We start from the raw sequence: 11574 nt of genomic DNA on the forward strand, positions 1-11574 counted from the left end.
ACAACGACATTCATGCATTGGGGCAGGGATTGGTCGAGAAGGGTCCTGCGTCACCACATGCACATCGTGCTTACTTTCGGAGTTCTACCTTGAGGACCTTGCCGCTGGCGTTGCGGGGGAGTTCGCTGACGATGACCAGCTCTTTGGGGTGTTTGTAGCGGGCCAGGGATTCGTTGAGGAAGGGTTCCAGTTCTTCGAGGGTCAGGGTGTCGACGCCCTCGACGAGTGCGACGACCGCTACCGGGACCTCGCCCCATTTCTCGTGCGCGCGGCCGATTACCGCCGCCTCGTGGATCTTCGGGTGGGCGAACAGGACGTTCTCCACTTCGGCGCAGTAGATGTTCTCGCCGCCGGAGATGATCATGTCCTTCTTGCGGTCCACGACGTAGATGAAGCCGTCGGCGTCGGCGCGGACCAGATCGCCGGAGTGGAACCAGCCGCCGTGGAAGGCTTCGGCGGTGGCCTCGGGCTTGTTCCAGTAGCCCTGCATGAGGGTGGGGCCGCGGTAGACGATCTCGCCGACGGTGCCGGGTTCGACATCGTTCATCTCGTCGTCGACGATGCGGGCCTGAATGGTCGGGATGGGCTTGCCGACCGAACCGAGCTTGGTGAGGGCGTCGCGGCCTTCGAGAACGCAGGTGATGGGCGACATTTCGGTCTGGCCGAAGACCGCGACATTGAAAGCGTCGGGGAAGCAGTCGGCCATGGCCCGCAGGACCGTGTCGGAGGCGGGGGCCGCACCCCAGCAGAGGGCCTTCAGCGCCAGTTTGCGCTGTTTGACGGTCGGCTCCTCGCAGATGAGCTGCCACTGCACGGGTACGCAGAATGCGGCGGTGGCCTGCTCGGCCTCGATGGCGTCGAGGAATTCGGTGGCGTCGAACGCGCCCAGCGGATGCAGCACGGTCTTGCCGCCGAGCATGAAATACGGTGTCAGACTGCCCAATCCGGCGATGTGGAACAGCGGTGAGGTGCAGAATCCGATGGATTCGGGGGTGATCTCCATGGCGCGAATACAGGTGAGCGCCTGCGCGTTCAGATTCGCGTGCGAGAGCACCGCGCCCTTGGGGCTGCCCGTGGTGCCCGAGGTGTACATGATCAGCGCCGGGGTTTCCTCCGGAATGTCCAGCGGCGCATGGGGTTCGCCCGCCTCGGCGAGCACCTCCTCGTAGCCGAGCACACCGTCCCCGGATCGGCCGTTGATCACCACGATGGTGTCGAGACCGGCCGCCTGTCCGGCGACGCCCGCCGCCAGCGGTTGCAGCAGCGAATCGGTGACGATGGCCTTCGCGCCGGAGTCGCCCACGATATAGGAGACCTCCGGCGGCGTGAGCCGGAAGTTCACCGGCGCCACGATGGCCCCGAGTGCGTTGATGCCCATGACGGCCTCGATGTACTCGGTGTAGTTCAGGGCGAGGATGAGCACGCGGTCGCCGAACCCGACCCCGCGACGGGCGAGCGCGTCGGCGAATTTCTCCGAACGCTCGTGCAGCTGACTCCACGTGGTGTCCACGCCCTTGAACCGGAAGGCGACGCTGTCGGGTCGCATGGCCGCATGCGTGGCGACCTGGTTGACCCAGTGATTGCGCCTGGACCGGGTCGGCTCGTCGAGCGGCCGGAGACCTGTGGTCATGCTGTGTCCTTCCGTCTGGTCGCTCGTGAGAATAGCAACTAACTTCTTGGCGTGACAAGGGTTACAGAGAAGGTTCCAGCCGATGTTTATCATTGATTCAATCAGCAGCTCAGAGTGCATAAACTGCTCTTGATGACCCAGGCATCGCCATGAGGTCATCCCCAGGTGAGCTGCCCAACCGCCACCAAAGGTGCAAACTCCGACTCACATCGGGGTTGAAGGACCATATGCAACCATGCGAGTATCAAAGCCAGTTGTGAGAGGCTATGAGAGGACTGCGCCGATGCTGCGTACCAGGTTCACCGAGACCTTCGGGGTAGAGCACCCGATCGTGCAGGGCGGCATGATGTGGGTCGGCCGGGCCGAACTCGCCGCCGCCGTGTCCGAGGCGGGTGGCCTCGGCATCATCACCGCGCTCACCCAGCCCACCCCCGAGGATCTGCTGAAGGAGATCGAGAAGGCGCGCACGCTCACCGATAAGCCGTTCGGTGTGAATGTGACGATCCTGCCGTCGATCAACCCGCCGCCGTACCAGGAGTACATGCAGGCGATCATCGACTCGGGCGTGAAGATCGTGGAGACCGCGGGCTCCAACCCCGAACCGTTCCTGCCGCACTACAAGGCCGCCGGAATCAAGGTGCTGCACAAGTGCACCAGCGTCCGGCATGCGCTCAAGGCGCAGAAGATCGGCGTCGACGGCGTCTCCATCGACGGTTTCGAATGCGCGGGCCATCCGGGTGAGGACGATGTCCCCGGCCTGATCCTGATCCCGGCCGCCACCAAGGCGCTGGACATTCCGGTCATCGCCTCGGGCGGAATCGCCGATGCGCGCGGTCTGGTCGCAGCGCTGGCGCTGGGCGCGGACGGCGTCAATATGGGCACCCGCTTCATGTGCACGCGGGAGTCGGCCATCCACCAGAGCGTGAAGGAGCAGATCGTCGCCAATACCGAGCGCGCGACGCAGCTCATCTTCCGCACCATGCACAACACCGCGCGTGTGGCGGATAACGAGATCAGCCGCAAGGTCGTCGAAATCGAGAAGGCCGGCGGCAAATTCGAGGATGTGCGTGATCTGGTCGCCGGCGCGCGCGGCCGGCGGGTATTCGAAGAGGGCGATCTGGATGCGGGCATCTGGTCCGCGGGCCAGGTCCAGGGCCTGATCGATGACATCCCCACCTGCGCGGACCTGGTGTCCCGCATGGTTTCCGAGGCCGAGGAGATCATCAAGGGGCTCTCCCGCCTCTCCGCGATTTCAGCGCCCAGCTGAGAGCCGTCACCGGCACGCACGCGTGCCGGTGGTTCCGTGCGACCACAATTCTGGACGTACCCCCGGAGTCACCCCCACCTCACGAAACCATTTGGCACTTTTAGCTAAGAGCCCTTGGCAATTCTTGCCAAGGGCTCTGGTCATTTCGGGTGTCGAGCGCCCCGCGATACGTCATGCTTTAACGACAGTCCGACGTGGCGGAGGTGCCGAAATGGCAATCACTCGTATCTATCTCGACGATGACGCGCTGCGGCGGACGATGACAATTTCGGGCGTTCACACCGAACAGGACGCGGTGAATCTAGCGTTGCGATTCTTCAGCATGCATGCCACGGCGGCCGATCTGGAGCATCCGATCCACACTCGGGCGGCGACCGCCTCCTAGGCGGGCGCGGCGAGTACCCCGATGCCCTCCCGGCATCGGGGCGCACTCGTGTTTCGATGTCGCGCACCCCGACCCACCTGCGCGAAAGCTATTCTGGGCGAGGCGAAATCTTGGCACAATCGCCCGGAGGTACCTCGGCGCACATGTCGCCGGACACGGGAGGGATTTCCTGTGCGGCAGAGTACGACGGCATCGAACGACCCGGCCCCGTTTCCGGGGGTGTCGATCGTGGGTGTCGGCCGTCGAGTCACGGGCACCGCTTTCGACAACGACTGGTTCGCGCTGCCCGAGTACGAGGCCGCCGCACTCGATCCGCGTCAGCGTGTCACCCTCGAACTCGCCGTCGAAGCCCTCGACGACTCCGGTCTGGGGCATCTGTGTCCCGGCTCGCGCGCGGGCGTGGTGCTCGGCACCGCAACGACATTCGGGCCCGGCGGTTCGCTGAATATCGCGCATCAGCTCGCGCGCACCCTGGAGCTGCGCGGGCCCAGCCTGCTGGTCGCCAGTGATCGAGGAGCACCGCTGGCGGCGGTGGATACCGCGGTCCGGCTGCTGGCCGACGAGTCGGTGCCGTTCGTCATCGCGGGCGGGGCCGATCTCGCCCTGCTTCCGGACAATGCACTCCCCCAGTGCATTTCGGGCATAGCGATTCCCGACGCGGGTCAGGCCACCGTCGTGGTCCTGCAACGCACCCGGGACGCTCACCGCACCGGCAGTCGCCGCTACGCGGACTTCACGGCCACCGGACTGGGCTACCCGCACTCCGGTGACCCGGATGCCCGAATCGTCCTGCAGACGCCCGATAGGGGGGCGAAAACCACCGCCGCACATCGGCACCCGGACCTCCGCGATGCGGAACCGCCGCTGCTGATACCGGTCTCGGCACGCGATCTGGATGCCCTGCACGCCCTCTCGCGACAGTACGCAGCCTCTGTCGGCTCCTACCCCACCCTGCGCGATTTCGCCGCCGCCACCGCCCGCCTGCTGCCGGACCGCACCCGCGCGGCGATTCTCGCCGGTGATATCGCCACCGCCGCAACCCAATTCCGCGCGCTGGCCGATCACCTCACCGCCATGACAGCTGCCACGCCCGCCCGCACACCGGCCGCCCGGCGGCTCGAGTCCCCCGCCGCCCCGGCCAACGACACTGCGGCGGAATGCAACTCATGCGGCGCGAAGTGGCGCATCGTGGGTTCCGCGCTGTCGGCATCGGCTCGGACACCCGAGATCGGTGAAACCATCGGTATTTCCGAGCCGGTGGCCCCCGGCGGGCTGCTGCTGCTGTTCTCCGGTGGTGGCGGGCACGCGCGCATGGGGCGCGCGCTCGCGGCCCGGTATCCGGTATTCGCGGCGGCCGTGGCCGAGGCGACCGATGCGGTGGTGGAGGCGGGCGGACCGCGAGTGTGGACCCCGCGCAACGGATTCGCCACGGGCGCGTCCGGCGAGGAGTTCGCCCAGCCCGCGCTCTTCGCCTTCCAGCTGGCCCTGGCCGAACTGCTGGCCTGGTGGGGGGTGCGCGCGAATGCCGTTGCCGGACACGGTGTCGGGGAGGTCGCCGCAGCGGTGGTCGGCGGTGCGATCACCCTGGCCGACGGAGCTCGAATCGTGGTGGCACGCGGCCGATTGCTCGCCAAAACGGGTGCCGAGGGTGCCGCGGCGGTCCTGGAGGCCACCCCCGCCGAGGTTCGGCGACTGATCGAACCCATGCGCGCCGCGGTCGGGGTGGCGGCGATCGACGGCCCGAACTCGATCACGGTCTCCGGCGATGCGCGCTATATCGACGCCCTGGTGCGCCGGGCGCACCGCCGGGCGATCTTCGCCCGGCGCATCACCCCCGATGCCGCGGCGGCGGGCATGATCGCCGTACCGCATGCCCCACGCGCACAAGCCATCGCGCCGCAATTGGTGACGGAGCTGGGTGAGGTCCGCGTACTCCCCGCGGAACTGCCGATCTTCTCGACCACCCGACCGGGCCTGGTGATCGGAGCGCCCGACACCGGCATCGCCGCGACCGGCGCTCCACGCGCCACCGCCTCCGGGCCGACCGCCTCCACCTACGCCACCACCACCGCGCCCGGGTCCGCGTCTACCGTCACCAGCACCACCGCCACCGGATCCGGATCCGGGGCAGGCACCACCGGCACCAGCACCACCGCCATCCCGTCCGGATCCGCCACCACCGCCGCGCCCGGGTCCGGTTCTACCATCACCAACACCTCCGCCACCGGATCCCGGGCGGGCACCACCGGCACCAGCACCACCGCCACCCGATCCGGGTCGGCCGCCGCCACAACCGGGTCCGGGTCCGGCTCTGCCGTCACCAACACCTCCGCCACCGGATCCGGGGCGGGCACCACCGGCACCAACACCACCGCCACCGGATCCGGGGCGGGCACCACCGGCACCAGCACCACCGCCACCCGGTCCGGATCGGCCGCCGCCACCACGGCCGGGTTCGGTTCCGGGGCGGCCGCCACGGGCGCGAGTGCCATCGCTACCGGATCCGGGTCGGCCGCCTACGCCGCGGGAACATGGTCCGGGTCGGGCGAAGATGCTGCGGGACCGGCATATTCGACCGAACCCGCGCGGACGGCCGGTGGTCCGGACGTGAATGGCTCCGGTTCGAGGGCGGTGCAGCCGAGCATGGACGCCGCCTACTGGGGCGCGAATGCGGCGGGACCGGTCGAACTCGGTGCGGCACTGGAACATGCCGCGGCAGCGGGGATTTCGACCGTGCTCGAGGTCGGTCCGCACGGTGTGCTGACCCCCGTGGTGCGCGAGCGGGTGGCGTTCCGGGAGTCCGCCTACGCGGCCGGCTCGCGAGTGGATGAGGCGGCGAGTCTGCTGCGGGCGCTCGGTCGCCTGTATCTGGAGGGGCGGCAGGTGGATTGGTCCGCGCTGGGCCCGGTCACCAGCGCCCCGCCGGAGCGGCGCTGGGGGCGGCGGGTCACGGCGCGCGGGGTCGGGGTGGCCATGCCCGAGGTGCGGATTCGGGCGGAGGGCACCTACGTGGTGGCGGGCGGGCTCGGGGATTCGGGAGCGCTGGTGGTGCGCTGGCTGCTGGACTCGGGCGCACGCGATGTCGTCGTGCTGACCCGGGTGCCGCGGGCCCTGCCCGAACCCCTGGCGGGCATGGAGGAGTGGATCGTGGTGGTGCGCTGCGATGTCGCCGATCATGCGGATCTGGCTGCGGCACTGGAGGATATCCGCGAATGCGGGGCCCCGATCCGCGGTGTGGTGCACGCGGGCCACGAGTTGGATCGCACGGCGGCCGGGCATCTGGTCGAGCTGACCGCCGCCGATCCCACCGATTTCACCATCGGCTTCTCGGGCGTCGGCTGGCAGCCGCTGTCCCGCGTGTCGGGAGGGGGCGCGCCGGTCACGCGGGAATGATGACCGCATGGCTGAGTCGAGTATCCAAGTGAAATGGAAGGACGAACCGGACGAACACGACTATCCGGCCGCGTCCGACTTCCTGGACATGCTGGGCGATCCGGCACTGGTTAGCGCCGTCATCGAGGAGCTGCGCGCCGCGAAGGTCACACACCGTAAGGCCAAGGACATTCTGCGCGCCTCGCAATTGGAGATTCTGCCCGTGCACAACCCGTATGTGCGCCGCGATCTGGAGAAGATCCTGGCGGGTAAGGCGCTCTCGCCGATCCTGCTGGTGCGCGGCGACTTCCGCCGCGGTGTGCCCGCGCAGATCGCGGACGGCTACCACCGGGTGTGCGCGATCTACTACTCGGACGAGAACATTCGGATCCCGGTGAAAATCGCGTCGCTGCCGTGAGTTTCGAACTGCTGTCCCTGATCGTGCTGCTGGGCCTGGTGGGGCCGATGCTGGCGTGGCGGCCCCAGTGGCGGATTCCGGTCATCCTGGGCGAGCTGCTGGCGGGAATCCTGTTCGGTAGCACCGGATTCGGGGTGTTGCACCCCGCGGATCCGACTTTCACCTTCCTGGCCGATATCGGATTCGCGGTGGTCATGTTCGTGGCGGGAACCCATGTGCCCATGCGGGATTCGACCATTCGGTCAGCGCTGGGGCGTGGCGCGCTGCGCGCGGCGCTGGTCGGTGTGCTCGCGGTGATCGCCGGGGCGGGGGTGGCCGCGATATTCGATACCGGGCACGGGCTGCTGTACGCGGTGTTGATCGCCTCCTCGTCGGCGGCGCTGGTGCTGCCGATCATCGACTCGCAGAGGTTGACCGGAAAAGCCGTGCTGGAGTTGACCGCTCAGGTCGCCGTGGCCGATGCGGCGTGCGTGGTGGCACTGCCGCTGGTGATCGATCCCGGGAATGCGGGACGCGCGGCGCTGGGGGCGCTGGCGGTGTCGGCGGTCGCGGTGCTGCTCTACTTCGGACTGAGGTATCTGGGCGATTCGGGTCTGCGGCATCGCTTCCACAAGGTGTCCGAACAGCGCGGGTTCGCATTGGAGCTGCGGGTGAGCCTGGTGCTGTTGTTCGCGCTGTGCGCGCTGGCCACCAAGACGCATGTGTCGATCATGCTGGCCGGATTCGCACTCGGGCTGGTGGTGTCGGCGATCGGGGAGCCGCGCCGGGTTGCCAAGCAGCTCTTCGCCATCGGTGACGGATTCCTGACGCCGCTGTTCTTCGTCTGGTTGGGCGCGCGGCTGAATCTGCGCGAGTTCGGTGACCATCCGTGGCTCATCCTGCTGGGCCTGGCACTGGGCGCGGCGGCGGTACTGGCGCATCTGGCCATGCGGAGCACCGGTCAGCCGATGGCGTTGGGGGTGATGGCGTCGGCGCAGATCGGGGTGCCGGTCGCGGCGGTCACGGTCGGCACCGAATCGCATGTGCTGGAACCGGGGGAACCGGCCGCGCTCATGCTCGGCGCGCTGGTCACGGTGCTGGCGACGGCGCTGGCCGCGAATCGGGCGGCGGCCCGCTAGTTCTCGCGGCCGAGCAGTCGATCCGTTTCGCGGCGTTCGCGTTTGGTGGGGCGGCCGGTGCCGCGATCGCGGCGCGGCAGGGTGGCCACAACGGCCGGATCGGGCGGCGGCGGGCTCTTGTCGATCATGCACTGTACGGCGACCGCGGCGCCCACCCGTTTGGTGAGCAGCCGCTGGACGATGACTATGCGCTCGGTACCGGCCACCCGGACCCGGATCTCGTCACCGTGTTTGAGCGTATGCGCGGCCTTCACCGCGACACCGTTCACGCGCACGTGGCCGGCGCGGCAGGCGGTGGCCGCCGCGGATCTGGTCTTGAACAAACGAACGGCCCAGATCCAAGAATCAACTCGGGCCTGGGCCGGTTCGCTCGGAAGAGCTGACGTCACGAGCTACACGATACGTGCGGCTTATGCGATGCGGCGCGCGGTGACAACCATGTCGGGGCGCAGGTTGGTGTAGGAGACGGGGGTGCCGGACTGGACCGCGTTCAGCAGTTTGCCGTCACCGGCGTACATGCCGACATGTCCGCCGCCATTGGTGACGACGATATCGCCGGGCTGCAGATCCTCGAAGGCGACGGGCGCGCCGACGTGCGACTGCTCGAAGCTGGTGCGCGGCAGTTCGACTCCGGCCTGCTTGTAGGCCCACTGCACCAGACCGGAGCAGTCGAAGCTGAACGGGCCGGTGGCGCCCCAGGAGTACTGCGCGCCGACCTTGGTCTGCGCGGCCTGCAGAGCGATCTGCGCGGGGCCGTTCTGCTTCTGCGGGAACAGCTCCGGAAGCTGGAAACCATTGGGGCCGGGGGAGGGATTTACGCCGACCTGCGGGATGCCGTTGGTCTGGAAGTCCTTGACGGCCTGGTTGAACTGCTGCACCTGGGGTGCGAAATCGTCTGGCACGTCGAACTTTCCGATACCCGGAATGTCGACGCTGGCGGCCTGGGCGGTAATCGCCGGGAACGCGCCGGTTGTCGTTGCTGCCATAGCGCCCATGACGATGGCGCCCTTCACGGAATTCGGTACCCGAGATTCCCGCTGCATGCTGTGCTTACCCACCGAGCCGCACTCTCCGATCTTGCTTACATCCCGATTCGCTGACGAACGTTTCTGTGGTTCGTCGCCGACTAGCCGGTAACGCCGCGGGCCGCCTCTCCGATGAAGCGACAGACTCCGCTAAGTCACGAAGAGATTACGACTGCCAGCGCGCGTTGTCCACCCCACACGCGGCGCGTTGCGCGACGAGTCGCAAATCCCCCGGCAGATACACGAATTCGCGTTCGGCGCGCCGTATCACGGGAAGATATACCCGATCGAAATGCCCGTTACCATTTAGCTAACTCGCACTCGGCGAACAACTCGTGCCCCGCGCTTGGGAGCGCGGGGCACGAAGCGAGGGATGGGCGTGGCTTCGGTCCCGCGCTTGGGAGCGAGCCACGACGCGAGGAATGGGCTTGACTTCGGTCCCGCGCTTGGGAGCGAGCCACGACGCGAGGAATGGGCTTGACTTCGGTCCCACACTTGGGAGCGAGCCACGACGCGAGGAATGGGCTTGACTTCGGCCCCACACTTGGGAGCGAGCCACGACGCGAGGAATAGGCTTGCTTCAACCGCGCGCTTCGAGTGCGCGTTCGAGGTCGGCTATGCGGCGGCGGGCGTCGGCGAGGTCGACCTCGAGTTGGCCCAGGGCCATGACGAGGGGGCCGACGGCGAGATCGGCGACCAATTGCGGGTCGTCGTAACCGCGTTCGATGGCCACCAGGATGTTGTTGCGAATACGGGCCGCCACCACCGCCTCGGCCGGTACGTTCCAGGACTCGACCACCTCGGCGACGGTCGACGGGGCTTCCTCCGACATGAACCCTCCTGCCTGGACAGCTGCGAACCAGCCATAAGGGTAGCGAGGGCGCAAGCGCGACAAGGGGTACGAAGCGAACACCCACTCCCGGCGAAACGGACAGGTGGTCGTGTCGGTCGCCGACAAGCCCGTGCGCATCTGCCCATTGCTCTGTCTAGGGGCTTCTCTAGATGCCCGGATAATCCCGAACTTTGGCGCTACGGTCGTCGCGTGGACCCGGTCAGAAACCCGTACGCCCCCGGTGCCGGACAGCGCCCACCCGAACTCGCGGGCCGCGATCGGCAGTTGGACGCCTTCGACATCGTGCTCGAGCGCATCGCCCGCGCCCGCCCCGAACGCAGCGTGATGCTCACCGGTTTGCGCGGGGTCGGAAAAACGGTGCTGCTCAATCAGCTTCGCTCGGCCGCGCGCAACCGCGGCTGGGGCACCGGCAAACTCGAGGCACGCCCGGATCAGGAGTTGCGCCGGCCGCTCTCCTCGGCGCTGCACATGGCGGTGCGCTCGATCGCGGTCTCACATCGCAACCCGGAGCAGGTCGATGATTTCCTGGGAATCCTCAAGGCCTTCGCCCTGCGTTCCACCGCGGACAAGGGGATGCGCGAACGCTGGAACCCGGGTATCGATGTGCCCGCGGTGACCGGCCGGGCCGACTCCGGGGATATCGAGATCGATCTGGTCGAATTGCTTTTGGAGGCAGCGCAACTCGCCCGCGACATCGGTGTGGGCATCGCGCTGTTCATCGACGAGATGCAGGATCTGGGCCCGCAGGACATCTCCGCCATCTGCGGGGCCTGCCACGAATTGAGCCAGGACGCAGCGCCTTTGATTGTCGTCGGCGCGGGTCTGCCGCATCTGCCCGCGGTGCTCTCGGCGTCGAAGTCGTACTCCGAGCGACTGTTCTCGTATCACCGCATCGATCGTCTCGATCGCGAATCCGCCGACCAGGCGCTGATGGCTCCCGCCGGGCGCGAGGATGTGAAGTACACCGAGGCGGCGCTGGACGCCCTCTACGAAAAGGCGGACGGCTACCCGTATTTCGTGCAGGCGTACGGCAAGGCGACCTGGGACGCCGCCGCGCAGAGCCCGATCGGCGAGGACGATGTGGCGGTGGCCGCACCCCATGCCGAGGAGGAGTTGGCGGTGGGGTTCTTCGGCTCACGATATGAGCGGGCAACCCCGGCCGAACGCGAATACATGCGCGCCATGGCCGATCTCGCGGGAGACGATGGACCGGTCTCCACGGCGGCGGTGGCACGCGAACTCGATCGCAAGCCCGCGTCTCTCTCCCCCGCCCGCGACGGCCTCATCAAGAAGGGCCTGATCTACTCCGCCGAGCGCGGCACGATCGGTTTCACGGTGCCGCATTTCGGTCGATATCTGCGCGGGGTTCAGTAGCGCTCTCCCCCTTGATTTCCGCCTGCTGGCGAGTAGCTGTAGTTCAAGATCATTGTCTGACATGGGTTTTTGATCTTAACTGACGACTACCGGTGGGTAACAAAGGCTCCTACACTCGAATGTGATTCCGAT

10 protein-coding genes are annotated in these 11574 nt (G+C 67.5%); 6 read left to right on the plus strand and 4 right to left on the minus strand.

Annotated elements, in window-relative coordinates:
• Positions 1–70: 70 nt before the first annotated feature.
• Complete coding sequence (gene fadD5 / locus NA10_RS12790; RefSeq protein ID WP_067567677.1) at positions 71–1630, minus strand: fatty-acid--CoA ligase FadD5; 1560 nt, start codon at positions 1628–1630, stop codon at positions 71–73.
• A gap of 283 nt (positions 1631–1913) precedes the next feature.
• On the opposite strand from fadD5, the gene NA10_RS12795 reads away from it, so the two are divergent.
• The 5 genes from NA10_RS12795 to NA10_RS12810 all read left to right on the plus strand — a co-directional run bounded on the left by NA10_RS12795 (position 1914) and on the right by NA10_RS12810 (position 8190).
• Complete coding sequence (locus NA10_RS12795; RefSeq protein ID WP_067567679.1) at positions 1914–2897, plus strand: NAD(P)H-dependent flavin oxidoreductase; 984 nt, start codon at positions 1914–1916, stop codon at positions 2895–2897.
• A 211-nt stretch (positions 2898–3108) separates the two neighbouring features.
• Positions 3109–3282 (plus strand): type II toxin-antitoxin system VapB family antitoxin, encoded by a 174-nt coding sequence (locus NA10_RS36670; protein WP_157556453.1) that lies wholly within the window; start codon positions 3109–3111, stop codon positions 3280–3282.
• A gap of 228 nt (positions 3283–3510) precedes the next feature.
• Positions 3511–6675 (plus strand): acyltransferase domain-containing protein, encoded by a 3165-nt coding sequence (locus NA10_RS12800; protein WP_169812570.1) that lies wholly within the window; start codon positions 3511–3513, stop codon positions 6673–6675.
• Between the two features lie 7 nt (positions 6676–6682).
• Positions 6683–7072, plus strand: a complete 390-nt coding sequence (locus NA10_RS12805) for a hypothetical protein (protein ID WP_067567683.1) — start codon at positions 6683–6685, stop codon at positions 7070–7072.
• Positions 7069–8190 (plus strand): cation:proton antiporter, encoded by a 1122-nt coding sequence (locus tag NA10_RS12810; RefSeq protein WP_067567685.1) that lies wholly within the window; start codon positions 7069–7071, stop codon positions 8188–8190. The genes NA10_RS12805 and NA10_RS12810 overlap by 4 nt, the downstream gene beginning before the upstream one ends.
• Here the strand turns inward: NA10_RS12810 and NA10_RS12815 are convergent.
• The 3 genes from NA10_RS12815 to NA10_RS12825 form a co-directional block, all read right to left on the minus strand.
• Positions 8187–8579 (minus strand): RNA-binding S4 domain-containing protein, encoded by a 393-nt coding sequence (locus NA10_RS12815; protein ID WP_067567687.1) that lies wholly within the window; start codon positions 8577–8579, stop codon positions 8187–8189. The two genes, NA10_RS12810 and NA10_RS12815, sit on opposite strands and share 4 nt — an antisense overlap.
• 21 nt (positions 8580–8600) lie before the next feature.
• Positions 8601–9185, minus strand: coding sequence for a C40 family peptidase (locus tag NA10_RS12820; protein WP_067567779.1), 585 nt, complete (start codon positions 9183–9185; stop codon positions 8601–8603).
• A gap of 610 nt (positions 9186–9795) precedes the next feature.
• Positions 9796–10047 carry a hypothetical protein gene (locus NA10_RS12825; RefSeq protein WP_067567689.1) on the minus strand — a complete coding sequence of 84 codons (252 nt, stop codon included), beginning with the start codon at positions 10045–10047 and terminating at the stop codon, positions 9796–9798.
• A 210-nt stretch (positions 10048–10257) separates the two neighbouring features.
• On the opposite strand from NA10_RS12825, the gene NA10_RS12830 reads away from it, so the two are divergent.
• The gene (locus tag NA10_RS12830; protein ID WP_067567691.1) at positions 10258–11442 is read left to right on the plus strand and encodes a DUF8462 domain-containing protein; all 1185 of its coding nucleotides are present in this window, start codon (positions 10258–10260) and stop codon (positions 11440–11442) included.
• Positions 11443–11574: the final 132 nt, after the last annotated feature.

Origin of the sequence: Nocardia acidivorans NBRC 108247 (assembly GCF_001625085.1) — a bacterium.
In the GTDB taxonomy this organism is placed as follows: Bacteria; Actinomycetota; Actinomycetes; order Mycobacteriales; family Mycobacteriaceae; genus Nocardia; species Nocardia acidivorans.